The sequence below is a fragment of the Mixta mediterraneensis genome, from assembly GCF_014946725.1.
In the GTDB taxonomy this organism is placed as follows: domain Bacteria; phylum Pseudomonadota; class Gammaproteobacteria; order Enterobacterales; family Enterobacteriaceae; genus Pantoea; species Pantoea mediterraneensis.
Genome location: NZ_JACFXY010000002.1, coordinates 34,911 through 59,786, shown reverse-complemented (window position 1 = coordinate 59,786; position 24,876 = coordinate 34,911). Strand labels below are relative to the sequence as shown.

Here is a 24,876-nt window from a genome sequence, read left to right as displayed (position 1 = left end):
AAATTAATGACTGTGGAATCCCCTGCGCGTGAGGCATTATCCTCAGGCAATGAGAATCTATTACTTAACGCTGCAGCGCCTTTGCTGAATGCTGTGGTGCAAATTCGTCAGGCGGCTACGCATGACGATCCCGCTGGATTACGCCAGTCCCTTATCGATGAAATTCGTCAGTTTGAACAGCGTTGTAAACACGCCGGTTTGCCGTTTGAGATGATTATCGGTGCGCGTTACAGCTTATGCACCGCGTTGGATGAAGCCGCCGCGCAGACACCGTGGGGCACGCGCGGTGTCTGGTCCGGTAATGGCATGCTGGTGACTTTTCATAACGAAAGCTGGGGCGGCGAAAAATTTTTTCAGCTGCTGTCACGCATTTCACAAAGCCCACAGCAGCATCTCTGGTTGCTGGAAGTGGTGCATTACTGTTTGCTGCTCGGTTATGAAGGCCGTTATCGCGGGAGCGATAACGGTCGTGCGCAGTGTGAAGGCATTCGTAAACGTCTGGCAACGTTGATTGATGAGACGCGCGCGCAGCGGGACGCACCGCAGGCGCCAATGATTGAAGTGCATCCGCTGGCGAGCACGCTGGCGCGTCCGATGGTGCCGCTCTGGGCCTGTGCCATGCTGGTGGCACTGATTGCCTGTCTGATTTACAGCGGATTGAACTGGCGGCTGGGTAATGCGGCTGAGCCGCTGCTGCGTGCCATCTATCAAACCCCTCTTCCGCAAATTACCGCGGGCCGTCGTCCCTCTTCTCCACAAGCCCTGCTGGATTTACGTCAACGCCTGAATGATGTGATTGCGGCAGGCCAACTGGAAGTCAGCGATGGCGCATTTGGTAGCAAAGTGATTATCCCCGCCGATAAGCTGTTTGCTGCGGAAGGCACCGCCATTAATCCGGTGGGTCGAGCCCTGCTGGCGCGCGTTTCTGCGGCGATGAAAGGTGTGAAAGGCACGATTCTGGTGTCGGTGTTTACTGACGATCGTCCGGTCGATAATGGCCGTTTCGCCTCCAGTTATGAATTTTCTTTTGCCCGCGCCCGCGCTGTCACCCAGCTAATGCAGGTGCAGCTTGCAGACGGACATACGATTCGTTCGGAAGGCCGCGGTGACAGCGATCCGCTGCTGCCTAATGACAGCAGTGAAAACCGCACCCGCAATCGTCGTGTTGAAATCACTTTATTCGCTGCGCCCGAAGCCCTCAGTAACCACCAAGGAGCTCAATGATGCGCGCTTCCATGCGTTTGCTTTTAACTCATCGGCTGCTGTGGAGCTTTATTGGCGTCACGGCGCTGAGCTGTCTGCTGTGGATGCTTGGCCCACTGTGGGTCTGGGATGATTCTCGGCCGCTGGAGCTGGCACTGCATCGCCAGCTGGCTGTCGGCGTGCTGTTTTTCGTATGGGTATTGTTCCAGCTTATCCCGTCGTTATATCGCGCCTGGTTTAACAGCCGGTTGCTGACACAACTGCAATTATCCGATAGCGACGATCCCGCGTAACGACAGATCACCGAAGAATTGCTCAACCAACGCTTTAGCGATGCGGCAACGCAGCTAAAGCGCGCCCAGTTTGGCCGTCGCCCACAAAACGGCGGTTGGTTATCTCGCATCAGCGCCAATTATCTTTACCAGCTACCGTGGTATCTGGTGATGGGCGCACCGGGCGCGGGTAAAACCACGGCGCTGTTAAATGCCGGCCTTGAGTTTCCGCTCATCGACAGTTTTGGTAAAAACGCTATTCGCGGCTTCGGTGGCACGCGCAACTGTGACTGGTGGTTTACCAACAGCGCGGTATTAATCGATACCGCCGGGCGCTACGCATTGCAGGAAAGTCAGCGCGCGCGTGATGCCAGCGAATGGCGCAGTTTTATTAATTTACTGAAACGCTATCGCACCCGCCAACCGATTAATGGCGTGATCATGACCATCAGCGTCGCCGATCTGTTGAGTGATTCAGCCGAAGCGCGCATTGCCCAGGCTACAGCGCTGCGTGAACGCATGGTCGAGCTACATCACCATACCGGTATTCACTTCCCGGTTTACGTGATGGTAACCAAGACGGATTTGCTGAAGGGCTTTATGAGCTATTTCGCTGCGCTCGAAAAATCTCAGCGTGATGCGATATGGGGCTTTACCTTCAATTGGGATCTGGGCAAGCCACATAAGGACGACTGGCACCCTAATTTTTCTCAGCAGTTCCAGCGGCTTGAGCAACAGTTACAGCTACAGTTGGCGCAGCAGATGGCGCAAGAGCGCGACCTTAATCAACGCGCCGAAGCATTTTTGTTCCCACAGGAGTTCGCTTCACTACGGCCCCTGCTGAACGAATACCTCAATGTCGTCTTTTCCGATCATAAAGAGACGGTGGCCTGGAGTCCGCGTGGCCTGTTTTTCACCAGCGGCACGCAGGAAGGTTTACCGTTTGACCGGGTTATGGGCGAGCTGAGCCGTAAGCTGCAACTGCGTCAGGCGGGCGAGCACTCGATTGCCGCCTGGGATAGCGTCAATCGCAGCAGCCCTATTCCGGGTAATAAAGGACAAAGCTTTTTTATTCGTGATCTGCTCAGTTCATTGATCTTCAAAGAAAGTGGGCTGGCGGGCAGCAACCGTCACTGGGAATATCGCAACCAGCTTTTCCACTGGATTGGCTATGGCGTACTGGCAGGCGTACTGCTGATTTTATCGGGATTGTGGACCCTCAGCTATTACCAGAATCAGCGTTATTTGCAGCAGGTAGCCGCGCGCGTGCCGCCCATTATTGCGCAAAGCCAGCAGGTGATTCATCAGCCAGCCGATAATATTTTTGATCTGCTACCCTTTCTTAATAGACTGGTAAAACTGCCGCTCTCAGAGCGTTTTTCCCTGGATAATCCACCGCTTACTATGCGGGTTGGCTTATATCGCGGTACGCAAATCAGTGATGCGGCATGGATACTTTATCAAAATGCACTTAAGTCTTTGCTGTTACCGCGCGTGGCACAGCAGGTGACGAATCTGCTGCGTAGCGATCCGGGCGATGATAATCATTACAGTCGAAATGCATTACGCGCTTATCAGATGCTGTACGAACCGCGTAATTATGATGGCGAATTCCTGCGCGCCTGGCTGTTGCAGAATTTACAACGTACCCTGCCGGATAACGTCAGCGCACGCGATTTACAGCAGCTTGACTGGCATTTAAGCCAGTTACTGGATCAGCAGATCCAGTCTTCGCCTTATGCACGCGACAACGCATTGATGATGCGTAAACTTGCCGAGAACCTGAATAATGCGGGTCAGGATGGCACTACGTTCGCGGTAGCACCTGCACGTATTGCGCAGCAGTTGACGTCGCATAGCGAGTAATGAGCGAATAATGGGGAGGTGAATATGGCTGCGTATACTGCCCCCGGCTGGTATGGCAAACTGCCATCGACCGGCGATTTTCTGCACCATCGACTCAGCGAGAAGCAGATTTCCCCGTGGAATCACTGGTTTCAGCAAGGGTTAATGCACTGGCACCAGCAAGGGTTAATGCACTGGCACCAGCAAGGCAACGCCTCCACTGCGGCTTTTTTGCGTGCGCCGGTATGGAATTTTGTTTTGCCGATTGCCCCTGGCCGACAGCAGATACAAATGGGCTGCTTATTGCCCTCTTGCGATCGCGTGGGCCGCGCCTGGCCGCTGCTGGCGCTGCACAGCTTTTCGCTGAATCAATGGCATCCGGCACAGCTGACTATTTCCGGCGACTGGTTTCAGGACCTTGGCTCAACGTTACTTCAGGCCGTACAGATGCCGCTCAATGCCGAACAGCTTGAGCAGCGCATCCAGAAGCTGTTGCCGCTGCTGGTGCCGATGAAGCAGCAGTCCGACATCATGGATGTGATAGGTTTTCAGGATTTGCCCTGCACGCTCAGCTGGCGTGAAGTCGCAGATCGTTTTGACCCTCAGCAGCATATCAGCTACTGGTGGAGTAATCGCAGCGACGGTTTCGCTCATGCGACTCACAAACACAGCGGCAACCTTACAGCTCAACTGTTTTCGTTACTGTTTAACCCGGCGGCAGGTGCACAGCCGGGACGTAATGGCCTCTATCCACCTATGTTTGAGTGAGGCTGGTGCGTTTGCCCTTCAATACGGGATGACTCATGCAATTTACCATTGTGCAATGCACGACAGATGTTCCGGTGAAAACCGTGGCGTTTCAACCGCCCGGTGGCACCATTGGTCGCAGTCAGGATAACGATCTGGTATTACCCGACGAATCTCGGGCGATTTCGCGTTTGCAGGCGTTGGTGCATGTATCCAGCGAAGGCGATTGCCGCCTGACCAGCCAGGGCAGCGTGACGCCCGTTGAGCATAATGGTGTGAAGCTGGAGCGTGGGATGCAGGTGCTGCTTAAGCACGGCGACGCGCTGCGTATTGGTGAATATGCACTGGAAGTACGCGATCCCTCCCGCAGCGATGAGAGCAAAGACGATCCCCTCGCTTTGTTTACTGCCGAAACCGATCATCAGGCTAATCCGTTAGGCATTGACGATCGGCACGCTGCTGAAGCGTCGCTGCCCGACACGGAAAACCCTGCGCCACGCCAGGAACGTCATAACGATGCCCGGCTGGCGATCGATCCGCAGGCCAGTGAGCCGCAGCGTCTGCTCCAGAGCCAACCGCACGATCAGGATAAACTGGTCGCGGCGCTGCTTGAAGGCATGGGACTGAATAATGGTCATGTCACGCCGATTGATGAAGAACAGATGCGCATCACCGGACGTATGCTCAGCCTTTTTTCGCAAGGCACCGTGGCCTTGATGTCATCGCGTTCGATCCTGAAACGCGGTGTGAAAGCTGATATGACAATGATCCTTAACGAAGCCAATAACCCTTTTAAAATTTTACCGTCCGGCAAAACCGTTTTAATGCAGATGTATCAAAGCCAGATGCCAGGATTTATGCCGCCAGAGCAGGCGGTACGCGATGCGCTGGTCGATCTGCAAGCGCACCAGCTCGGTATGATTGCGGGTATACGCGCCATTATCGCTGCGATGCTGCAATCCTTTAACCCACAACGCCTTGAAGAACAGGCGCGTGCCGATGGCATGCTGCCCAGACAGCCCTTTTCGAGCATTAAAAAAGCGGCTTTGTGGGATTACTTTATGCGTAACTATCAACGCACCGCGGGTGAAATCGAAGACGACTTCCATACCTTATTCGGCGAAGCCTTCCTGCATGCCTATGACACGGAAGTAAATCAGTACAAAGATTCCCAAACGCGGGTGGATGACGTATGAAGATTGTTTTTGCCAGCCGTTCCCAGCAGGGTTTACGCAATGAAAATCAGGACCGAACCGGCGCTGAACTTGACCCCAGTAATGCCTGTTTTGTGGTGTGTGATGGCGTCGCGGGGTTACCGGGCGGTGACCAGGCGGCACAGCTGGTGCGCGACAGTCTGCTTCATCAGTTCAAGGATTGCCCGGCGTTTACCCCCGCGTTTACCCAGCAGGCGATTGAACAGTGCCGAACTCTCCTGTATGAAGCACAAGGAAAAAATCCGAAATTTTCGCGCATGAGCACGACGCTTGCGGCCCTGTTTATTAACCGTGAAACACAGCGTGCATGGTGGGCGCACGCAGGCGACAGCCGGGTTTATCACTTCCGGCGCGGCATACTGCATGAGGTGACGCGCGATCACAGCCTGGCCCAGCGACTTAAAGAAGCAGGCTATGAAAATACCGGCATTAACAGTAATTTACTTTATAATGCGCTCGGCGCAGAACCGTCACGTCCTGTCAGTTTCTCAGAACAGATCCTGCTGGAAGATGGCGATGCCTTTTTAGTCTGCACCGACGGGTTTTGGCTTAACCTGACCACTCACGAAATGGAGCAGGCATTGCGTATGGTTAACGCCTGCGAAGAGTGGTTAGCACTGATGGAAGATGCGGTTAACCGTAACGTAAAAAAAGATAATCTCAGTGCCCTGGCTGTTTGGATTGGTGAGCCGCAGGAAGCCACCTTGCTTTATTCACTGGCTGATTCGGCACGTTTTCTACCGCCTCGTTAATGATTCCAAGGATTCATATGAAATTGTGGTTGCCCGGCATTGCCACCTTGCTGATAGCTTTTAACGTGCAGGCCGACGATTATCGCGTAGTTTATTCGCCCAGCCTGGCGCTGGAAGTGTATATCGATAATGTAGTGAGCAAAGCGCCTGACGACTGGTGTAAAGAGACGCTACCGTTGCGTATTGTTTCAGGTAAGAGCAAAGACTCCGCAGTGCTGACCACTTTTTTACCGCGCGTAGGTACGCTGCTGGCCAATCAATGTGGCACGCTTGATGTACTGCCGTGGCAGATGACCGATAAAGATGGCAGTGTGTTAGCCAGCGGCAGCGCCAGCAAACTGCAAAACTGGCGCCCAATCGTCATGGCAGACGCCACCACCAGCGCCAATGAAAGCAATGCTGCTCCTCTGGATTTATCGCGGCCCGCTGACAGCACGCCGTTGCAACACTTTGATTTACCAAGCGGCTGCCATTTCCGTACCGCGTGGGATGATAATGCGGCGTCAATGTTTATTCCTGATGTCAGCAAGCAGCAATGCTCACCTGATGGCTGGCTAGAAGGAAAAAGCGAATTAACCCTCGCCAGCGCAGACAAACCCTCGTCTGTACCCGTGACTTTCTATCAGGGGTATCCCGTGGCTAACCTGGCGATTAACGACAGCAAGCTGGTTGTGGTTTCTGCTAATAACCAGCGCATGATTGTAACGCGCCCGGACGCAACCGATAGCTGGCTGGTATTGCCGTTTGATGCAAAACAGCATCTCTGGCGCTTTAACGGTACTTTATTAGTGAAGATGGATAAGAAAACAGCGCAGCAGGATGCTGACGCAGTAAAATCGCGCGTCGAAACCTTGCGCGGCCTTTGGGCACCGCATTTCATGCCACAGCAAAAAGTGAATGTGTTACTCATCGACACCCTGCACGCGGATCTGGTTGATCCGGCCATTGGTGCCTGGCGTAACATTAATTAATCACCGCGCAGCCTGGCGAACAGGCGTGTTCAGAGAGTTCACCATGTCGGCTAATGATAAACAAAATACGGTTCCGAATGCCCTGCCTGACGGGTACCGATTTAACGAGTTTGAGATCAAGGAAGTGATTGGCGGCGGCGGCTTCGGCATTGTTTACCGCGCCTGGGATCACCAACTTGAACGTACTATCGCAATCAAAGAGTACATGCCGGTTTCGCTGGCACAACGCACCCCGGATTTAACCCTTGAACTACGCGGTGAGCGTTTTCAGAAATTATTTAACGCCGGACTGAATAGCTTTATCCAGGAGGCGCGTCTGTTGGCGCGTTTTAATCACCCTGGACTGCTGCATGTGCTGCGTTTTTGGGAAGAAAACGGCACGGCCTATATGGGTACCCTGTATTATAGCGGTATGACGTTGAAAGAGTGGCAAATTACCAGCCCGGAACCGATTTCTGAAGTCTGGATCCGCCGCTTACTGCCACCGCTGTTGGGTGCTATCAGCACGATTCATCAGGCCGGGTATCTGCACCGTGACATCTCGCTTGATAATATCCAGATCCAGGACAATCAGTTGCCCGTGCTCCTCGACTTCGGCTCAGCACGCAAAGAGATTGGCAATCTGTCTGACGAAACGGAGATCATGCTCAAACCCGGCTTCACCCCCATTGAGCAATACAGCGAAGAAGGAGAAGTCGAACAGGGTCCATGGACGGATATTTACGCCCTTGGCGCAGTGTTACACAGCCTGATTACCGGCAATCCACCGCCAGTAAGCGTGGTACGTTGCATTGAGGATAATTATCAGCCGCTGGTTGAGCGCAAACCGGCGGGCTTTTCACTTCCGCTGCTACACGCGGTGGATTGTGCGCTGGCAATGAAGCCAGGCGATCGTCCACAAAGCATTGACGCCTTTGCTGCTCTGATTGATTTGCCGGTAAGCGACGTTGAAGCGATAGTCAACAGCCTGCAGGCTGCGGCGGAGATGCAGCCTGCGTCCATCCTCATGACCGAAGAGGCGGTTGAGGCCCCTGAACCCGTGGTGATGGCGGTGAATCACGGAGCCTCTACCATCGAACCGGTCACGCCACGCAACGTACGTCGCTTGTCGCCGGGCTTGCTGGGTATGGCTTTTGTCGCTTTGCTCGCTGTTATCACCGTCGTCTGGATGGTCAACAAGCGCAGCGTTGCGCCGAAAATGGAGAACACGCCTGCGGCCTCATCAGAAGCACCCGCCGCCCCTGGCGTTGTCACTACCCCTGCAACGCTGGCGACGGTTTATCTCAAGCTGGGAAATGGTCAAAACGTTGTGCTGAACGGTCAGCCGTTCGATGTTAAACCCGGCAGTAGCGGTTTCGCGGCACTCAGCCTGGCGGCCGGGCAATATCGCATTGAAGTGCATGCTGGCAGCGTCACGCATGTGCAGTCGCTGACCATTGATAAGCCCGGAACCTGGTTGATTAATCCGGGAAAGTAAGGGTTTACGTTTGAAGGGAAATAACGAGGCGTAAACGGGCGCGCCTATTGTCTCGTCTTTCTCTGGATTTTGAGCACAAGCAGTGGCGATGGGCAAGGTTCGCCTGGAAAGTACAACGTCGGGATAGCAAGGCCGGTTTATGATTGTGCTTTACCATCAGGTAAACCTTGCCTGACACGCACCCTCACGAAATGGGGTTATCCCTGCATCAGACTCACGCAGGATTGCAAAGCACGAACCTGATGCGCCAGCCGACTCAGATTCTCCTCTTCCATGCCGCGCCTTGCCAGCTCCTGCTCCAGTGAGAACAGGTATTGCGCATTGGAGCCGAGCGGACCGCTTGCTGCCGCAATCAATGGCGCAACGGCATCCGGGCAGGAGTCAGATTCATACAGCGGATGCCGTGGGTCCATAATAAACACCAGCGCCGTCACGCTTCGCCCGTCATCCAGCGTCAGTTCACACCAGGTTGGCAAATAGCAGCCGGTGACCATTTCGCGCTTCCACAATAGCTCAAGCTCCTCATGCAAACGCTCCTCTGGCAACCGAAAAGCCAGCCCGCTGGTTCTGCCGCCCTCTTTCAGCGCTAACATACGACCTGGATGACTTGAGGTGCCGCGCCCCGCAATCAGACGCAGACAAAAGGCGCGATGCCAGCCATCCAACGCACCTGCTGCAATTTCATCGGCTTCAAAAACAGGGTTCCACATCAGCGATCCGTAGCCGAAGATCCATACCGGGCTGTGATCGGGACGGCAGGCCAGCGTGGCCGCCAGCGAAGCTGCGCGCTGTTCGCAGCTCCATACCAACGTTTCTTCAATATCGCCGAATGACGTTTTGCAATCCGCTTTTAATAAAAATTCCCGGGTTAACAATCTGACCTCCTCAACGCCTGCGACATCCCGTCTGAAATATTCTCCTGGTACGCGCTCAGCTGATGTAGCGCTTCGTTCATTAAAACGACATTAATTCATTTTTATTGCGGGTTTCAAGGGTGATGGGATTCACAAGATGAAAAAAGCAGGCAAGTCGCGTAGGGAAACAAGAAAAGGGCCAGATTTTTCTGGCCCTCAGGGTTAATGTCAGTCAGTGTTTTGGATGCCACTTGTCATCTTCGCCCTTTTTGTACTCTTTTTTCACGGCCGACCAGGCGACTTTATGCGCCACTTCTTCCCGTGACTCATCACCACGACGATCGTCTTCGTCTTTGTACTGCGACCAGGCGCTGTTAAATGCTTTTTGATAAATATCTTGCGCGTGTGCTGGCAAAACATGTTTGACACTGTCCGGTAATGCGCTGCGGCTACGGTAAGGCATAATTTCTCCTTAGGTTAAGACTCCCTTTAAGTCTGGCTGAAGTTGGAAAAATCTCAAATACAGAATAATGAGGAACTAACAAATTTAGTTCAGTTAAGCTGCAATAAATGCCATTCATCAGAGTAGAATAACGCATAAAAACGAGGATTTATTGAAAATTATTGCTAACCACTTTATTGATTAATAATGAATATATTTTGATAAGTTCTTGTTAAAGCCATTATATGAAAATTATCAATAAAAGTAAAAAGTAGTAAATTTCTACCCTCGTTAACGCATGAAAGTTAAACTGTTTAAGATAATTACTTTCATACTACTTTACGGGAATAGTGATTTGTCCCGCCAACATAAACAGCCTGAGAGGATGGTGGATGCCGACACATGAAAAAACGCGTCACAAAGAATTTTCGCTGATTTTTCCCATTATTACGCCAGGCGTGCTTTATTTTTTTAGCGGGCAGATGGCAATGCCTGTCGTTATTGGTATTAACCTGCTAGCGCTGGTTGCTATTCTGTGTAGCGCATTTAGTGTGGTACGCCACGCCGATGTCCTCGCGCATCGCCTTGGCGAACCTTATGGCTCGCTTATTCTCAGCTTATCGGTAGTTATACTGGAAGTAAGCTTGATCTCAGCACTAATGGCAACCGGCGACGCCGCACCCGGCCTGATGCGCGATACCCTTTATTCAATCATTATGATTGTTACCGGCGGGCTGGTTGGCTTTGCCCTGTTGCTGGGGGGACGTAAGTTCGCCACACAATACGTCAACCTGGCGGGCGTTAAGCAGTATTTGATCGCTATATTCCCGCTGGCGATTTTAGCGCTGGTGTTTCCGAACGCGCTGCCGGGCAGTAATTTTACCCCCGCTCAGGCACTGATTATTGCGGCCATCTCAGCCGCGATGTACGGTGTGTTTCTGCTGATTCAAACCAAAACCCACCAAAGCCTGTTTGTTTATGAACATGAAGATGAAAGCGACGATGGCGACCCGCATCACGGTAAACCCTCGGCGCACAGCAGCGTATGGCATACGGTATGGTTGATCGTTCATTTAATTGCGGTTATTGCCGTGACCAAAATGAATGCCAGTACGCTGGAGCATTTGCTGTCAGAAATGAATGCACCACAGCAGTTTACCGGTTTTCTGGTCGCGCTGTTGATTTTGTCGCCGGAAGGATTAGGTGCGATTAGGGCGGTACTGATGAATCAGGTACAGCGCGCCATGAATCTGTTCTTCGGTTCAGTGCTGGCCACCATTTCTTTAACCGTGCCCGCGGTTACCCTTATTGCCACCCTGACCGGTCAGGAACTGATATTTGGTCTGGCGCCACCGCAAATGGTGATGATGATGACGGCACTGATTTTGTGTCAGCTCTCCTTCTCCACCGGCCGTACAAATGTTCTGAACGGTGCGGCGCATCTGGCTTTATTTGCGGGTTATTTGATGACTATTATGCTGTAACGAGGTTGTTTTATAGGCAAAAAAAGAGCGATTGCTCGCTCTTTTTTGTCAGGCGCATTACTTACTGGTATCAAGCTCAGGGAAGCTTTTCACCAGCTCATCAATAGCTTTCATCTGTACCAGGAACGGCTCAAGCTTGTCGAGCGGCAGCGCTGATGGACCATCGCACAGTGCATTAGCGGGATCCGGGTGCGCTTCAATGAACAAACCGGCAATACCTACCGCCATCCCAGCGCGTGCCAGTTCAGCAACCTGGGCTCGGCGCCCCCCTGAAGCAGCCCCAAACGGATCGCGCGTTTGCAGGGCATGAGTGACATCGAAAATCACCGGACTGTTGTTAGTCACTTTCTTCATCACGTTAAAGCCCAGCATATCGACCACAAGGTTGTCATAACCGAAGTTGCTGCCGCGATCGCACAGAATCACTTTATCATTGCCGCCCTCGGCGAATTTATCAACGATGTTGCCTATTTGGCTAGGGCTGACAAACTGGGGTTTTTTCACGTTGATGACAGCACCGGTTTTCGCCATGGCTTCAACCAGATCGGTCTGACGTGCCAAAAATGCAGGTAACTGAATCACATCAACCACATCCGCAACTGGCTGCGCCTGGGCAGATTCGTGTACATCAGTAATGATTTTCACGCCGAAGGTCTGCTTCAGTTCCTGAAAAATCTTCATGCCCTCTTCCAGACCAGGGCCACGATAAGAATGAATAGATGACCGGTTCGCTTTGTCAAAAGAGGCTTTGAACACATAAGGAATACCGAGTTTATCGGTCACCTTTACGTAGTGCTCGCAAATGCGCATGGCAAGATCACGCGATTCCAGCACGTTCATGCCGCCAAACAGAACAAACGGCAGATCGTTTGCTACCTTGATGTCACCAATACTCACGACTTTCTGTGTCATGCCCTTTCCTTAATTGTGAATGCGCTTAATGCAGCGTCACCTGTTTTTGTTCAATTGCGTGAATCTGAACTTTGATCATTTCACTGACCGGGTCCTCGGGACACTGCTCAACGAAGTAAGTTAAATCTGTTAAGGCGATATGTTCGCACTCAAGCTGCGCATAGATCAAACCACGATCGCGAATTTCATAAGGATCATCGGGGTCAATGCGTAACAGCACCTGGCTGACGTTAAGCGCCAGTTCCATCTGCTTCTCTTCCATCAATGCCGCTTTCAGCGTATCCAGCATTTTACGCATCACATTAATGGTTTTGGCGCCATCCAGATCGTCGTCATACAGACGGGCGGTTGGGCTGATATTGCCCTTCAACCACACTTCGAGCGTATGCTTATCAAGCGTTTCACCGTTGAACGGATTGATTAGCCATTTATCTCCATCAATCCAGTCAGCGCGCAGAATCAGCTGGGTGGGGAAAATCACCGGCATCAGCGGTAGTTCCAGCTCGGCTGCGATATGCAAAAAAATGATACCCAGCGACACGGCAGTGCCCTGGCGGGTTTTCAGCACATTATCCAGCCATAGCGCATCGGACAGATTATAAATACCGCTCGCGCCGCCAAATCCCCACTGGCGATAAAACAGCTCCAGCAATTTTTCGAGCTGCAGGTCGGCATCCTGTTCGCAGCTGACATAATCACGCGCTTCAGCAACTAAGGCAGACAACTGCTTCTCTACCGACAACGCCGGAAAATCGGCCCGGATAGCAAGCGTGGCGCCAATCACCGCTTTACATAGCGGCGTCTGGCTAAAATCTAATCGTTCAGTGGAGGTCATACTATCCCCAATAATGGCATTTTGCTCACCGCCAGCTTAATGACAATCACCAATGCAATCAACGCGATAAGAAAGGCAATCCAGCGGGTGCGGTCAGTTCGCGGGCGACGACTCAGTGCCACGGAAGCTAAGGCGATGTAGATAATAACCCCTAACAGCTTTTCAGTCAGCCAGCTTCCTTGTGGAGAAAATGGATAGAAGTGGGTGATCATCACCAACATGGCTCCGCTAACCAGCAGTAATGTGTCGTTAACGTGCGGCAGAATGCGCACCCAGCGGCGTGTCAGCATGGCTGAGCCGCTGCGTTGCCAGTAGAAACGCAGCAGGAAAAGCGTGATAGTGATCGCCACTGTGAGTAAGTGCAGTTGTTTGATCAAAGGATAATAAGCAAACATGTCAGGTCCTTGTTAATTTGCTATTTGACCGAAAGTCACACGCGGGTTGCCGCCATAATCACTGGCGGTTGCCACCGCCTGGTAGCCGTTTTTCAGCATCAGTTGACGCACCGCGTCATCCTGCTGCCAGCCATGTTCCAGTAGTAGCCAGCCGCTTGCTGTTAACCAGTCTGGCGCTTGCTCAATCAGCGTCCGTAAATCAGCTAAACCCGACTCATCGGCCACTAACGCACTGCGTGGTTCAAAACGTACATCACCCTGTCCGAGATGCACATCGTTGGCATCAATATAAGGTGGATTACTGACGATAAGCTCAAAGCGGTTGGGAGAGAGTTCACGGAACCAGTGGCTGAGCAAAAACGTGGCGTTAGAAAGATTGAGGGAGTCGGCATTGTGCTGTGCCAGCTCAACGGCGGCTTCGATGCGATCTACGCCCACCACTTGGCAATCGGGCCGTTCGCTGGCAATCGCCAGGGCAATGGCGCCCGTGCCGGTGCCAAGATCGAGGATACGGGAAGGTGTCGCGGGCAAGCGCGCCAGCGCCTGCTCAACCAGTATTTCGGTATCGGGGCGGGGAATTAACGTAGCATCGTTAACGCGCAGCGGTAGTGACCAGAATTCGCGTTCACCCACCAGATGCGCCACGGGTTCGCCTTGCGCGCGACGTGCCAGCAAGGCGTCAAGTTGTGCACGCTGTTCGTCGCTGAGCGGTATCTCATCAAAGGCCACCAGCCAGCTTCGCGACTTACCGGTGACAAAACTCAGCAGGATTTCTGCGTCACGCTTTGGGCTATCACCCCCGCATAAGAGGGCAACGGCTTGTTTCAGCCAGTGACGAATATCCATTAATCCTGACCAGCCAGCGCGGCCAACTGATCGGCCTGATATTCCTGCACGATAGGTTCAATCAGGCTTTCCAGCTTGCCTTCCATGGTCTCATCCAGACGGTAAATAGTCAGATTGATGCGATGATCGGTAACGCGCCCCTGCGGAAAGTTATAGGTGCGAATACGATCGGAACGATCGCCGCTGCCCAGCAAGTTGCGACGCGTACTGGCTTCTGCCGCCTGACGTTTCGCCATTTCGGCAGCATGAATACGCGCGCCTAATACGGCTAACGCTTTGGCTTTGTTTTTATGCTGCGAACGCTCATCCTGACACTCCACCACAATGCCGGTCGGCAGGTGGGTAATACGAATCGCCGAATCGGTGGTATTAACGTGCTGACCACCCGCGCCTGACGAACGGAAGGTGTCAATTTTCAGATCGCCCGCATTAATTTCTGGCATATCTGCTTCTGGCAATTCCGGCATTACCGCAACGGTGCAGGCAGACGTGTGGATACGCCCTTGCGATTCGGTCTCCGGCACACGCTGTACGCGATGGCCGCCCGATTCAAATTTCAGCCGACCATAAGCACCTTCACCGATGATACGGGCAATGACCTCTTTATAACCGCCATGTTCGCCATCACTGGCGCTGACGATTTCAACACGCCAGCGACGTGCTTCAGCGTAGCGGCTGTACATACGGAACAGATCGCCAGCAAAGATCGCGGCTTCATCACCGCCGGTTCCCGCCCGGACTTCAACAAAACAGGCGCGCTCATCGTCGGGATCTTTTGGCAGTAGCAACACTTGCAGCTGCTGTTCCAGCGTTTCACTTTGCTCCCGCGCCTGCTGTAACTCCTCCTGGGCCATATCTCGCATTTCAGGATCGTCGAGCAGCATTTTCGCGGTTTCGCTATCTTCCTGGACCTGCTGCCAGTCGCGGAAACAGCGTGTCACATCACTGAGCTGAGCATATTCACGCGAAAGTGCCCGAAAACGTTCCTGATCGGCAATGACAGCCGCATTACCCAGCATCGCTTCCACTTCTTCGTGGCGCTCCTGCAGCGCTTCTAGTTTGGCAACAATTGAGGTTTTCATTTAAATGTGGGATTCCCGTAACAGGTGGCAACAGCCAGAGGGTATCTACTCAAGACCCAGGCTGTCGCGTAAAATCTGCAGGCGTTCTGAGTCGCCGTCGCGGGCGGCCTGCTGAAGAGATTTGGTTGGTGCGTGAATTAAGCGGTTAGTCAGTTTATGCGCCAGATCCTGCATGACTTTTTGCGGATCGGCTCCCTGTTGCAGGGCCTGCAATGCGCGACCTTCCAGCTCGGCGCGAATATCGTCTGCCTGTGAACGGTATTCGCGAATGGTATTTACGGCTCCTTGCGCACGCAGCCACGCCATAAATTCGCTGCTTTCCTGTACCACAATACTTTCTGCCTGAATCGCTGCTGCTTTGCGCTGCGCCAGATTTTGTTCAATGATGGCCTGCAGGTCATCGACGCTATACAGATAGGCGTTGGCCAGTTTGCCGACTTCCGGCTCCACGTCGCGCGGAACCGCAATATCCACCAACAGCATCGGCTGATTACGGCGTGCTTTCAGAGCGCGTTCCACCATCCCTTTACCGATAATGGGTAACGGGCTGGAGGTTGAAGAGATAATAATGTCAGCTTCGGTCAGACGGGAATCAATATCCGCCAGGCTAATCACTTCCGCTCCGACTTCCGCCGCCAGCGCTTCGGCACGTTCGCGAGTACGGTTAGCGATGATCAGCTTTTTCACCTGGTGTTCACGCAGATGACGCGCCACCAGCTCAATGGTTTCACCCGCCCCGACCAGCAGCACGTTAACGGTAGAGAGAGATTCAAAAATTTGGCGCGCCAGCGTACAGGCAGCAAAGGCAACGGAAACGGCATTGGCCCCAATCTCTGTTTCGGTGCGCACGCGCTTGGCAACAGAGAAGGTTTTCTGGAACATGCGCTCCAGCTCACTGCTCAGGGCATGTCCGCGTTGTGAATCAGCAAACGCTTTTTTCACCTGGCCCAGAATCTGCGGCTCGCCCAGTACCAGCGAATCAAGACCGCTGGCAACACGCATTAAATGGCTGACCGCGTCGTTATCCTGATGCCAGTAAAGACTGTTGCGCACATCTTCTTCATTTAGCTGATGATATTCGCACAGCCAGCGTACCAAACGCTCTTGCAGATCAATCTGTTGTTCTACGCTCAGGTAAAGTTCGGTGCGATTACAGGTTGATAACACCACGCCACTCTGCACCATTGGCTGAGAGAGCAGGCTGTTTAAAGCCAGCTCCAGCGTCTCCGGCCCGAACGATACACGTTCGCGCAGAGCAACGGGGGCAGTTTTGTGATTGATTCCGAGTGCGAGCAGCGTCATGGTGATTTGAGTTGGGATGTCCCAATAATGTCAGGGTTTTGTGAAGCGCATTCTACAAGATGCGACAGATCAAGAAAAGCCATACAAAGGCTATGACTGTAATAAGATTAACCTGAACTCGCGCAATTTCGCGTATAACAGCATTGACTGCTTAAATGCGGATGGTTAGCGTTATCCGTTACGAATTAAAAATGTGTCTGAGGAGATGACCACTTGATGCTTAATTCCCCACGTAATCTGTTGCGCCTTTTGCCCTTTGCCAGCGTGTTGCTTGCTGCCTGTAGCGTGAACAAACCGCAAGGGCCAGGTCCAGACATTACCGCACCACAGTGGCAACAGCATCAACAAGCGGTTACTAAAGTGACGCATTACCAGACGCGCGGTGCGTTTGCTTACTTATCGGATAAGCAAAAAGTCTACGCACGCTTTAACTGGCAGCAAACTGCGCCTGATCGCTATCGTCTGCTGTTAACCAACCCACTGGGCAGCACCGAATTGCAGCTGGATGCCCAGGGATCGGTCGTTCAGCTGGTTGATAATAAAGGCAAGCGCTACGTCAGCAACGACGCTGAAAAAATGATTTCACAGCTAACCGGCATGGATATTCCGCTGGCTAATCTGCGGCAATGGATGATGGGGTTACCAGGCGATGCCAGCGACTACCAGCTGAACGATAAGTATCAGTTGCGTAGCCTGAACTACAGCCGCAACGGCCAGCAATGGCAGGTTACCCTCTCTGGCTATGACAACAACGTTACGCCCCCACTGCCCGCTAATCTGGAGCTGAAAGAGGGCGATCAGCGCATTAAGCTACGTATGGACAGCTGGACCGTTCAATGATTACAACCTGGCCCGCTCCGGCAAAACTGAATCTTTTTCTCTATATCACTGGCCGTCGCCCTGACGGCTACCATAATCTGCAGACGCTGTTTCAGTTTCTGGATTATGGCGACACGCTGCACATCACACCTGACCAGAGCGGCGTTATCAGCCTGTTAACGCCGGTTGCAGGTGTGCCTGACGCGCAAAACCTTATCGTCCGCGCGGCAGAACTGCTTAAAAATGCAGCCCAGCGCAGCCATTCGCTGCCGAAAAATGCCGGCGCACAGATCAGTATCGTGAAAAAATTGCCGATGGGTGGCGGATTAGGCGGTGGCTCCTCAAATGCAGCGACAATTTTGGTGGCGCTAAATTATTTATGGCAGTGCGGATTAACCCAGGATGAACTGGCAAACCTTGGCCTGCAATTAGGGGCCGACGTACCGGTTTTTGTTAAGGGTTTTGCCGCTTTTGCTGAAGGGGTCGGCGAGCAGCTACAGCCCGCTCTGCCTGACGAAAAGTGGTATCTGGTAGCCCATCCTGGGGTCAGCATTAGTACACCGGAAGTATTCAGCGATCCTGCCCTGACGTGGGACACACCGTTGCGTGATTTAGCGACACTTTTGCGTGCTCCATTCAGCAATGATTGTGAAGCAGTGGTAAGAAAACGTTTTCGCGAGGTTGATGCGCTTGTTTCCTGGCTGCTAGAATACGCGCCGTCGCGCCTGACGGGCACCGGCGCTTGTGTGTTTGCTGAATTCGACACCGAGTCCGCTGCACGTCAGGTGCTGGAACTTGCTCCGAAAGGAATACGCGGTTTTGTGGCAAGAGGCGTTAACGTCTCTCCGCTTCAGCGTACACTTTCTAAGCGACCCGCGACTGCGTGACAGTGTCACTCCGTTCCAGACATTGCACGTCTCGCATTAACACACCCGTGTGAACGCTCATGAACGTATTCGCCGGTTACTGTCATGACGTTCATTCTCTGGACGCAAAGCCTGAGGTTCTTCTCGTGCCTGATATGAAGCTATTTGCTGGTAACGCCACCCCGGAACTAGCACAACGTATTGCCAACCGCCTTTACACCAGCCTGGGAGACGCCGCAGTGGGTCGTTTCAGCGATGGTGAAGTAAGCGTACAGATCAATGAAAATGTACGTGGTGGTGATATTTTCATCATCCAGTCCACCTGTGCTCCCACCAATGATAATCTGATGGAACTGGTTGTGATGGTCGACGCGCTGCGTCGTGCTTCTGCTGGTCGTATTACCGCAGTCATTCCTTACTTTGGTTATGCCCGTCAGGATCGCCGCGTACGTTCTGCGCGTGTGCCGATTACTGCCAAAGTAGTGGCAGATTTCCTTTCCAGCGTCGGAGTTGACCGTGTTCTAACGGTTGATTTACACGCCGAGCAGATCCAGGGCTTCTTCGACGTCCCGGTTGATAACGTATTTGGCAGCCCGATTCTGTTGGAAGACATGTTGCAGATCGGTCTGGAAAACCCGATTGTCGTGTCTCCCGACATTGGCGGCGTAGTACGTGCTCGCGCTATCGCCAAACTGCTGAACGATACCGATATGGCCATCATTGATAAACGCCGCCCACGTGCGAACGTTTCTCAGGTAATGCATATTATTGGTGACGTTGCTGGCCGCGATTGCGTGCTGGTCGACGACATGATCGACACCGGCGGCACACTATGCAAAGCGGCTGAAGCCTTGAAAGAACGCGGAGCAAAACGCGTGTTCGCCTACGCCACTCACCCGATCTTCTCTGGTAACGCCGTTGAAAATCTGCGTAAGTCGGTCATCGATCAGGTCATCGTCTGCGACACCATTCCGCTGTCTGAAGAGATGAAATCTCTGCCAAACGTCCGCACGCTGACGCTGTCTGGCATGCTGGCTGAAGCAATTCGCCGTATCAGCAACGAAGAATCTATCTCGGCAATGTTCGAGCATTAATCTTCGCCAAACCGGGCCTCGTGCCCGGTTTTTTCATTCTCTTTTGGCAACATCTTTTTTTAATACCGATTAACCCGCTTCCTCATCCAATATTCCCGCGATAATTTTGCTCTAATACGGTCATTCTCAAAGCCAAATACTGTTTTGATTTAGGGCTGGCACTAATGCTTCTGCTGTAAATTAAATAATGGTATTTTGCTCGGCACTTTTTGATGAGAACGCCGACCACGATGAACCTCGATATTTACACACTGTTTATTTGCGAGCTTTACGTGCTGGGGTTTTTAAGCATCATTATGGTTTTTGCCTGGATGGGCGCGCAATACAATCGCGTGCTTGGCTTTACCTGCATTTCACTAACGCTAACGCTCGTCGCGGTTTTTCTCAGCAGTTTGCGCAGCAGCGGCTTGCAGTTTTTACCTGTAGCCGTCGGTAATATATTGATGATGTTAGCATATGGCGGACTATTGAATGCGTTTCGCCAGTTCTGTGGTAAACCATTTGGTGTCAGCTGGTTGCTCGGTGCGCTGCTCTGGGCAGTTTTGTGTTTATTCCCTACGTTTTATTATTCGATGCCAAAGCGCATTTTAGTGATGTGCATCGTCTGCATGTTATATATCAGCGCGTTAATCCAGTTATTATGGCTCAAGCGTGACATGCTCAAAGTAACGTTTTGGCCGGCCCAGTTATTATTGTGGATACATTTGTTGTTTAACGGGACGCGCATCTTTCTTGATAACGCTACCGCCAGCCCGTTAAAAGGTGCCATCGGCGGCTCCAGTTTTTCGGGCTATGTGATCCTGGAATCTATCCTGTTTGTGATTGGATTGACGTTTACTATTCTTGCGATGGTAAATGAACGCACGCAGATTGCGCACCTTAATGCTTCGATGCACGATCCTTTAACCAATGTCTGGAACCGACGCGCACTTTTCAACTATGCCGAACGCATGGTCGCGCACCGCTTACGCCAGCAGAAACCGTTCACTGCAGTCATATTCGATCTCGATCATTTTAAGAGCATCAACGACCGCTTTGGTCATCAACAAGGCGATCGCGTGCTGGTTGATTTTTGTGGTGTTGTGCAAACGTTATTGCCGAGAGAAGGACGTTTCGCCCGCCTGGGCGGGGAAGAGTTTGCTGCAATTATTCCGGCTCATGCCGCTGAGGCATGGTTGTGGTGTGAACGCATTCGGCTTGCCGCTCAGCTCTCTCAACCCGATAATATTGCGTACTCAGTCAGTATCGGCTTTGCTGCTTCAAACAACAGCGAACAACGCTTTGAAGCGCTGCTGGCGCTGGCCGATGAAGCGCTTTATCGCGCCAAATCCAGCGGCAGAAATCGCACTGAGCAGTATCTCGCCCTTTCTACTGCCGTTTAGTGATGGGAATGGTGTGAACGGCGGCAGCGCTTATCGCCATAATGGCGTAGCCAGTAATAACGATCTTCAACCTTTTCACGACCGCTTATACATGCGCCAGCCAGCCACAATAATGCGCCAATAAAGATACTGAACATCGCCCCATGAGCCAAAAATTGTGGCAGGTGAAGCGATGGCATCTGGTTAAGAATTGAATAGCCAACCCCCAGCACCATCGTAAGCAAACCCAGCACCATTAAGGTAATACCCGCTACACGAGAATGATGACGCTTCATTTTCCACCTCCATTGTTATGAACGATTGAAAACCGCACACAATGTTAACTGACCATAAGTCTAGGCAATGAATGGCATCCCGGTTGCGCCTGAGATCACACAATAGAAATAAACGCTGACACATCTTTACGGATACCCTGTTGATTTAGATGAAAAATGATTAATCACCTCACTTAATTACTTGCCTCGTGCGGTCTTTGTCATCTCGTTATCGGCGAAGTAAACTATCGCCCTTTCCGTACAACAGCAGGATATTCATCGTGAGCAGCATTAAACTGATTGTTGGCCTCGCCAATCCGGGCGCAGAGTATGCCGCCACGCGACACAATGCGGGTGCCTGGTATCTGGATTTGTTGGCTGATCGTCACAATCAGTCATTAAAGGAAGAGAGCAAATTCTTTGGCTACACGGCGCGACTGGCGATTGCCGGTGAAGATGTACGTTTACTGGTGCCGACAACTTTTATGAATTTAAGTGGTAAAGCGGTCGCCGCGATGGCGACTTTTTATCGCATTACGCCGGAAGAAATTCTGGTGGCGCATGATGAACTCGACTTACCCCCTGGTGTCGCTAAATTTAAGCAAGGCGGCGGTCATGGCGGCCACAATGGGCTAAAAGACATTATCAGCAAACTGGGGAATAATAATAATTTCCACCGGCTACGTATTGGCATTGGCCATCCCGGCGATCGCAATAAAGTGACCGGCTTTGTGTTAGGCAAACCACCAGCAAGCGAGCAAAAAATGATTGACGATGCGATTGACGAAGCCGTGCGCTGCACCGAATTGTGGCTAAAAGAGGATCGCATCAAAGCAATGAATCGTTTGCACGCCTTCAGACCAGACTAAAGGTCCAGATTCGTCGCAATTATGTGTATAATGCGCGAAATTTTTTATTTCGTTTCCGATAGAACATCCCGCGATGTTTTATTCATCCAGTTATAAAGGGTATCAAACCATGGGATTCAAATGCGGTATCGTGGGCCTGCCGAACGTCGGTAAATCCACTCTGTTCAACGCGCTGACTAAAGCGGGCATCGAAGCGGCTAACTTCCCTTTTTGCACCATTGAACCCAACACTGGTGTGGTGCCAATGCCGGATTTACGCCTCGATCAGCTGGCAGAGATTGTTAAGCCACAGCGTGTCGTGCCGACTACCATGGAATTTGTCGACATCGCCGGCCTGGTAAAAGGCGCCTCCAAAGGTGAAGGTCTGGGCAATCAATTCCTGACGAACATCCGTGAAACGGAAGCTATTGGTCACGTGGTGCGCTGCTTTGAAAACGACAACATCATTCACGTTGCGGGCAAAGTAAACCCGGCCGAAGATATTGACGTAATCAACACCGAGCTGGCGTTGTCTGATTTGGACACCTGTGAACGTGCGATTCAGCGTGTGCAAAAGAAAGCCAAGGGCGGCGATAAGGACGCTAAAGTCGAGCTGGCTGCGCTGGAAAAATGCCTGCCGCACCTGTCAAACGCAGGTATGCTGCGTGCCCTGGATCTGGATGCCGACGAAAAAGCGGCCCTCCGCTATCTGAGTTTTCTGACCCTGAAGCCTACCATGTACATCGCCAATGTTAACGAAGACGGCTTTGAAAATAATCCGTATCTGGATCAGGTTCGCGCTATTGCTGAAGCCGAAGGCTCGGTGGTAGTGCCGGTATGTGCCGCCGTTGAATCCGATATTGCTGAGCTGGAGGACGAAGATCGCGCTGAGTTTATGGCCGAGCTGGGTCTGGAAGAGCCAGGCCTGAACCGCGTAATCCGTGCCGGATATTCGCTGCTTAATCTGCAAACCTACTTCACCGCTGGTGTAAAAGAAGTACGCGCATGGACCATTCCGGTTGGCGCAACGGCTCCGCAGGCCGCTGGCAAAATCCATACCGATTTTGAAAAAGGTTTTATCCGTGCGCAAACCATCGCGTTCAATGACTTTATCACCTTCAAGGGCGAGCAAGGGGCTAAAGAAGCCGGTAAAATGCGTTCGGAAGGTAAAGAATATATTGTTAAAGATGGCGATGTGATGAACTTCTTGTTCAACGTCTAGTTTCTACTGCCTTACGTGGTTTCAGTAAAGCTCACGAATACTAAAAAACCTCCTAAAATCCACGCAATTGCGTGGATTTTTCGTTTCGAGGCGTCACACATGACCTTATGAACTCCAGGTCAAAAATGAGTACGATCAACTTCCATCTTCATTTCAGGCAAGCACAATGACTGTATAAAAAAACATAAAAAAATCGTTATGCTCACTGATACTTAATACCGTACTGCCTAACGTAAAGGTCTACCAGCTCAATGATTTCAACGGACTGTACCTCGAAGTGAAACCCAGCAACAAAAAGACGTGGCGCTATCTGTTTAAACTTAACGGCAAATCAAACATATTTGTATTGGGTGATTATCCAGCGGTGAAACTTGCTGAGGCGCGGGATAAATGTGAGTAAGCATGGTGCAGATGAGATGATTGTACTCAGCGTCGCCAGCAGACTAAGGACCCGCATTCTTCCCGCTGAGCGGCTAGAACTGGCTCGCAGACCGAACCCAAAGCAACAGATCACAAAACTTCTATGCCTGCCTTTTCTCATCCGCCCATTACTGGGGATTCCTCAGCGCTATTGCGGGTTGGTTGATGAGCTAAATGGATTTGACCCTATATATCCAGACGCCTTTACTCTCTTACGGTTGCGATAACTTCCTGCGTATATATTCCCGTGGTGAGCGGTATCCCAGCGCGCTGTGCGGATGATGCTCATTATAATGGCTGAACGCCACTGCCAGATTCATCACCGCTGCCTGACTGTCTGGTTTCGGCACGATGCTGATGTAGTCACGCTTTATCGTTTTTACGAAGCTTTCTGCTATACCGTTGCTTTCCGGGCTGCGCACTCTTGTCGTGCACGGTTCAAGCCCCAGCATTCGGGCGAATGCCCTGGTTTCATGCGCTTTGTAGGCTGAGCCGTTATCCGTCAGCCATTCCAGCGACTCTGTGGGCAACTCCCTGCCGAAGCGTTTTTCCACCGCGCCCAACATTACATCCTGCACCGTTTTTTTATCATAGCCTCCGGTGCTCGCCGCCCAGTCAATGATCTCCCTGTCGCAGCAGTCCTGTGCGAAGGTCATCCGCAGCTTTTCACCATTGTCACAGCGGAATCCAAACTTCATCGCCAGTCAGATGGGTCACGCAAATGCGCAGATGGTTTACCAGGTGTACGGATCCTGGATGAAGGAAAACGACGAGATGCAAAGGAGTCTGTTAAACGAAAAGTTTAATGATTTTGTCCCACTGATGTCCCATAACGAAGCGATCTAAATTAGATTAGCTTTATTATCATACATACGATACCTAAACCTGCATATTCATCACATCTGTATACGCCGACACCAATTTATTCCTGACCTGAATTCCCATCTGCATGGAAATCGATGATTTCTGCAGATCGACCATCACATCATTCAGCGCAACGCCAGGCTTACCCATTTCAAAATCCTGCGCCTGGGCGCGGGCGCTGGTTTGGGTTTCGCTGATCTTGTCCAGCGCCGCTTTCATGGTTGCGCCGAAATCAACCTGATTGCTGGTTTCGCTGCTTTTATTGCTCGCCTGCAGTGAAGCCGTTTGCAGCTGCTGCAGCACACCGTCGATTGCCTGAATGGTCATTGCCGATACCTTATTTGAAGACAGAGAATTTTCTACGTTCGGAAAGTTAGCACATTGTCAATGAGACAAAGGCGCTAAATGACCCCAAAAAACCCGGCTTATTCAGCCATCAAATTTTGGGTTTCATCAAATAATGCCAGGCACTGA

Annotated in this window: 23 protein-coding genes and 4 pseudogenes; 16 read left to right on the top strand and 11 right to left on the bottom strand. The window is 51.9% G+C overall.

The window, feature by feature from the left end:
* Positions 1 to 6 precede the first annotated feature (6 nt).
* The 7 genes and pseudogenes from icmH (at position 7) to H2P46_RS04375 (ending at position 8,481) form a co-directional block, all read left to right on the top strand.
* A complete protein-coding gene (gene icmH, locus H2P46_RS04405; protein ID WP_193404003.1) occupies positions 7 to 1,224 on the top strand; it encodes a type IVB secretion system protein IcmH/DotU in 1,218 nt (405 codons plus the stop codon).
* A pseudogene (tssM, locus tag H2P46_RS04400) lies at positions 1,224 to 3,341 on the top strand (type VI secretion system membrane subunit TssM). The gene icmH and the pseudogene tssM overlap by 1 nt, the downstream one beginning before the upstream one ends.
* 24 nt (positions 3,342 to 3,365) lie before the next feature.
* The gene (gene tagF / locus H2P46_RS04395) at positions 3,366 to 4,088 is read left to right on the top strand and encodes a type VI secretion system-associated protein TagF (protein WP_193404002.1); all 723 of its coding nucleotides are present in this window, start codon (positions 3,366 to 3,368) and stop codon (positions 4,086 to 4,088) included.
* 35 nt (positions 4,089 to 4,123) lie between these two features.
* A complete protein-coding gene (gene tagH / locus H2P46_RS04390) occupies positions 4,124 to 5,263 on the top strand; it encodes a type VI secretion system-associated FHA domain protein TagH (protein WP_193404001.1) in 1,140 nt (379 codons plus the stop codon).
* A complete protein-coding gene (locus H2P46_RS04385) occupies positions 5,260 to 6,033 on the top strand; it encodes a PP2C family protein-serine/threonine phosphatase (protein ID WP_193404000.1) in 774 nt (257 codons plus the stop codon). Before tagH ends, H2P46_RS04385 begins: the two co-directional genes overlap by 4 nt.
* A 17-nt stretch (positions 6,034 to 6,050) precedes the next feature.
* Positions 6,051 to 7,004 (top strand): hypothetical protein, encoded by a 954-nt coding sequence (locus tag H2P46_RS04380; protein ID WP_193403999.1) that lies wholly within the window; start codon positions 6,051 to 6,053, stop codon positions 7,002 to 7,004.
* Between the two features lie 43 nt (positions 7,005 to 7,047).
* A complete protein-coding gene (locus H2P46_RS04375) occupies positions 7,048 to 8,481 on the top strand; it encodes a serine/threonine protein kinase (protein ID WP_193403998.1) in 1,434 nt (477 codons plus the stop codon).
* A 197-nt stretch (positions 8,482 to 8,678) separates the two neighbouring features.
* On the opposite strand, the gene H2P46_RS04370 is transcribed toward H2P46_RS04375, so the two are convergent.
* Positions 8,679 to 9,356 (bottom strand): gamma-glutamylcyclotransferase, encoded by a 678-nt coding sequence (locus H2P46_RS04370; protein ID WP_193403997.1) that lies wholly within the window; start codon positions 9,354 to 9,356, stop codon positions 8,679 to 8,681.
* Positions 9,357 to 9,567: 211 nt separating this feature from the next.
* Positions 9,568 to 9,798 carry a putative cation transport regulator ChaB gene (gene chaB / locus H2P46_RS04365; RefSeq protein WP_193403996.1) on the bottom strand — a complete coding sequence of 77 codons (231 nt, stop codon included), beginning with the start codon at positions 9,796 to 9,798 and terminating at the stop codon, positions 9,568 to 9,570.
* Positions 9,799 to 10,169: 371 nt separating this feature from the next.
* Here chaB and chaA point away from each other — a divergent pair, with 371 nt between their 5' ends.
* Entirely contained in the window at positions 10,170 to 11,261 is a 1,092-nt protein-coding gene (chaA, locus tag H2P46_RS04360; RefSeq protein ID WP_193403995.1) for a sodium-potassium/proton antiporter ChaA, read from the top strand.
* Between the two features lie 57 nt (positions 11,262 to 11,318).
* Here chaA and kdsA read toward each other — a convergent pair whose 3' ends face one another.
* The 6 genes from kdsA to hemA are packed head-to-tail and all read right to left on the bottom strand — an operon-like array spanning position 11,319 to position 16,633.
* Positions 11,319 to 12,173, bottom strand: a complete 855-nt coding sequence (gene kdsA / locus H2P46_RS04355; protein ID WP_193403994.1) for a 3-deoxy-8-phosphooctulonate synthase — start codon at positions 12,171 to 12,173, stop codon at positions 11,319 to 11,321.
* 25 nt (positions 12,174 to 12,198) lie between these two features.
* A complete protein-coding gene (sirB1, locus tag H2P46_RS04350) occupies positions 12,199 to 13,008 on the bottom strand; it encodes an invasion regulator SirB1 (protein WP_193403993.1) in 810 nt (269 codons plus the stop codon).
* Complete coding sequence (locus H2P46_RS04345) at positions 13,005 to 13,403, bottom strand: SirB2 family protein (protein ID WP_193403992.1); 399 nt, start codon at positions 13,401 to 13,403, stop codon at positions 13,005 to 13,007. The genes sirB1 and H2P46_RS04345 overlap by 4 nt, the downstream gene beginning before the upstream one ends.
* Before the next feature lie 12 nt (positions 13,404 to 13,415).
* A complete protein-coding gene (prmC, locus tag H2P46_RS04340; protein WP_193403991.1) occupies positions 13,416 to 14,249 on the bottom strand; it encodes a peptide chain release factor N(5)-glutamine methyltransferase in 834 nt (277 codons plus the stop codon).
* Entirely contained in the window at positions 14,249 to 15,331 is a 1,083-nt protein-coding gene (prfA, locus tag H2P46_RS04335; RefSeq protein WP_193403990.1) for a peptide chain release factor 1, read from the bottom strand. Before prfA ends, prmC begins: the two co-directional genes overlap by 1 nt.
* A 45-nt stretch (positions 15,332 to 15,376) precedes the next feature.
* Positions 15,377 to 16,633 (bottom strand): glutamyl-tRNA reductase, encoded by a 1,257-nt coding sequence (hemA, locus tag H2P46_RS04330; protein WP_193403989.1) that lies wholly within the window; start codon positions 16,631 to 16,633, stop codon positions 15,377 to 15,379.
* 216 nt (positions 16,634 to 16,849) lie between these two features.
* Here hemA and lolB point away from each other — a divergent pair, with 216 nt between their 5' ends.
* The 4 genes from lolB to H2P46_RS04310 all read left to right on the top strand — a co-directional run bounded on the left by lolB (position 16,850) and on the right by H2P46_RS04310 (position 20,794).
* Positions 16,850 to 17,473 carry a lipoprotein insertase outer membrane protein LolB gene (gene lolB, locus H2P46_RS04325; protein WP_193404358.1) on the top strand — a complete coding sequence of 208 codons (624 nt, stop codon included), beginning with the start codon at positions 16,850 to 16,852 and terminating at the stop codon, positions 17,471 to 17,473.
* The gene (ispE, locus tag H2P46_RS04320) at positions 17,470 to 18,339 is read left to right on the top strand and encodes a 4-(cytidine 5'-diphospho)-2-C-methyl-D-erythritol kinase (RefSeq protein ID WP_193403988.1); all 870 of its coding nucleotides are present in this window, start codon (positions 17,470 to 17,472) and stop codon (positions 18,337 to 18,339) included. Before lolB ends, ispE begins: the two co-directional genes overlap by 4 nt.
* Before the next feature lie 125 nt (positions 18,340 to 18,464).
* Complete coding sequence (gene prs, locus H2P46_RS04315) at positions 18,465 to 19,412, top strand: ribose-phosphate diphosphokinase (RefSeq protein ID WP_006118899.1); 948 nt, start codon at positions 18,465 to 18,467, stop codon at positions 19,410 to 19,412.
* A 230-nt stretch (positions 19,413 to 19,642) separates the two neighbouring features.
* A complete protein-coding gene (locus H2P46_RS04310; RefSeq protein WP_193403987.1) occupies positions 19,643 to 20,794 on the top strand; it encodes a GGDEF domain-containing protein in 1,152 nt (383 codons plus the stop codon).
* On the opposite strand, the gene ychH is transcribed toward H2P46_RS04310, so the two are convergent.
* On the bottom strand, positions 20,791 to 21,069 hold the full coding sequence (gene ychH / locus H2P46_RS04305) for a stress-induced protein YchH (protein ID WP_193403986.1): 279 nt from the start codon (positions 21,067 to 21,069) through the stop codon (positions 20,791 to 20,793). The two genes, H2P46_RS04310 and ychH, sit on opposite strands and share 4 nt — an antisense overlap.
* 260 nt (positions 21,070 to 21,329) lie before the next feature.
* Here ychH and pth point away from each other — a divergent pair, with 260 nt between their 5' ends.
* The 3 genes and pseudogenes from pth to H2P46_RS04290 all read left to right on the top strand — a co-directional run.
* Positions 21,330 to 21,917, top strand: coding sequence for an aminoacyl-tRNA hydrolase (gene pth, locus H2P46_RS04300; protein WP_193403985.1), 588 nt, complete (start codon positions 21,330 to 21,332; stop codon positions 21,915 to 21,917).
* A 109-nt stretch (positions 21,918 to 22,026) separates the two neighbouring features.
* Positions 22,027 to 23,118, top strand: coding sequence for a redox-regulated ATPase YchF (gene ychF / locus H2P46_RS04295; protein WP_193404357.1), 1,092 nt, complete (start codon positions 22,027 to 22,029; stop codon positions 23,116 to 23,118).
* 205 nt (positions 23,119 to 23,323) lie between these two features.
* A pseudogene (locus H2P46_RS04290) lies at positions 23,324 to 23,515 on the top strand (Arm DNA-binding domain-containing protein); the annotation flags it as partial.
* 235 nt (positions 23,516 to 23,750) lie between these two features.
* On the opposite strand, the pseudogene H2P46_RS04285 reads toward H2P46_RS04290, so the two are convergent.
* Positions 23,751 to 24,230: pseudogene (locus tag H2P46_RS04285) on the bottom strand (integrase core domain-containing protein); the annotation flags it as partial.
* Between H2P46_RS04285 and H2P46_RS22890 the strand changes: the two are divergent.
* Positions 24,223 to 24,384: pseudogene (locus H2P46_RS22890) on the top strand (site-specific integrase); the annotation flags it as partial. The pseudogenes H2P46_RS04285 and H2P46_RS22890 sit on opposite strands and share 8 nt — an antisense overlap.
* A gap of 33 nt (positions 24,385 to 24,417) precedes the next feature.
* Here the strand turns inward: H2P46_RS22890 and fliE are convergent.
* Positions 24,418 to 24,729 carry a flagellar hook-basal body complex protein FliE gene (fliE, locus tag H2P46_RS04280; protein WP_193403984.1) on the bottom strand — a complete coding sequence of 104 codons (312 nt, stop codon included), beginning with the start codon at positions 24,727 to 24,729 and terminating at the stop codon, positions 24,418 to 24,420.
* Between the last annotated feature and the right edge of the window lie 147 nt (positions 24,730 to 24,876).

Bases quoted from the DNA above. Each gene is read 5' to 3' on its own strand.
- ychH (WP_193403986.1), bottom strand. From the start codon at position 21,069: ATGAAGCGTCATCATTCTCGTGTAGCGGGTATTACCTTAATGGTGCTG.
- fliE (WP_193403984.1), bottom strand. From the start codon at position 24,729: ATGACCATTCAGGCAATCGACGGTGTGCTGCAGCAGCTGCAAACGGCT.
- H2P46_RS04385 (WP_193404000.1), top strand. From the start codon at position 5,260: ATGAAGATTGTTTTTGCCAGCCGTTCCCAGCAGGGTTTACGCAATGAA.
- sirB1 (WP_193403993.1), bottom strand. From the start codon at position 13,008: ATGACCTCCACTGAACGATTAGATTTTAGCCAGACGCCGCTATGTAAA.
- hemA (WP_193403989.1), bottom strand. From the start codon at position 16,633: ATGACGCTGCTCGCACTCGGAATCAATCACAAAACTGCCCCCGTTGCT.
- ispE (WP_193403988.1), top strand. From the start codon at position 17,470: ATGATTACAACCTGGCCCGCTCCGGCAAAACTGAATCTTTTTCTCTAT.
- kdsA (WP_193403994.1), bottom strand. From the start codon at position 12,173: ATGACACAGAAAGTCGTGAGTATTGGTGACATCAAGGTAGCAAACGAT.
- H2P46_RS04380 (WP_193403999.1), top strand. From the start codon at position 6,051: ATGAAATTGTGGTTGCCCGGCATTGCCACCTTGCTGATAGCTTTTAAC.
- chaB (WP_193403996.1), bottom strand. From the start codon at position 9,798: ATGCCTTACCGTAGCCGCAGCGCATTACCGGACAGTGTCAAACATGTT.
- icmH (WP_193404003.1), top strand. From the start codon at position 7: ATGACTGTGGAATCCCCTGCGCGTGAGGCATTATCCTCAGGCAATGAG.
- chaA (WP_193403995.1), top strand. From the start codon at position 10,170: ATGCCGACACATGAAAAAACGCGTCACAAAGAATTTTCGCTGATTTTT.
- prfA (WP_193403990.1), bottom strand. From the start codon at position 15,331: ATGAAAACCTCAATTGTTGCCAAACTAGAAGCGCTGCAGGAGCGCCAC.
- H2P46_RS04375 (WP_193403998.1), top strand. From the start codon at position 7,048: ATGTCGGCTAATGATAAACAAAATACGGTTCCGAATGCCCTGCCTGAC.
- tagH (WP_193404001.1), top strand. From the start codon at position 4,124: ATGCAATTTACCATTGTGCAATGCACGACAGATGTTCCGGTGAAAACC.
- lolB (WP_193404358.1), top strand. From the start codon at position 16,850: ATGCTTAATTCCCCACGTAATCTGTTGCGCCTTTTGCCCTTTGCCAGC.
- prmC (WP_193403991.1), bottom strand. From the start codon at position 14,249: ATGGATATTCGTCACTGGCTGAAACAAGCCGTTGCCCTCTTATGCGGG.
- tagF (WP_193404002.1), top strand. From the start codon at position 3,366: ATGGCTGCGTATACTGCCCCCGGCTGGTATGGCAAACTGCCATCGACC.
- ychF (WP_193404357.1), top strand. From the start codon at position 22,027: ATGGGATTCAAATGCGGTATCGTGGGCCTGCCGAACGTCGGTAAATCC.
- H2P46_RS04345 (WP_193403992.1), bottom strand. From the start codon at position 13,403: ATGTTTGCTTATTATCCTTTGATCAAACAACTGCACTTACTCACAGTG.
- H2P46_RS04310 (WP_193403987.1), top strand. From the start codon at position 19,643: ATGAACCTCGATATTTACACACTGTTTATTTGCGAGCTTTACGTGCTG.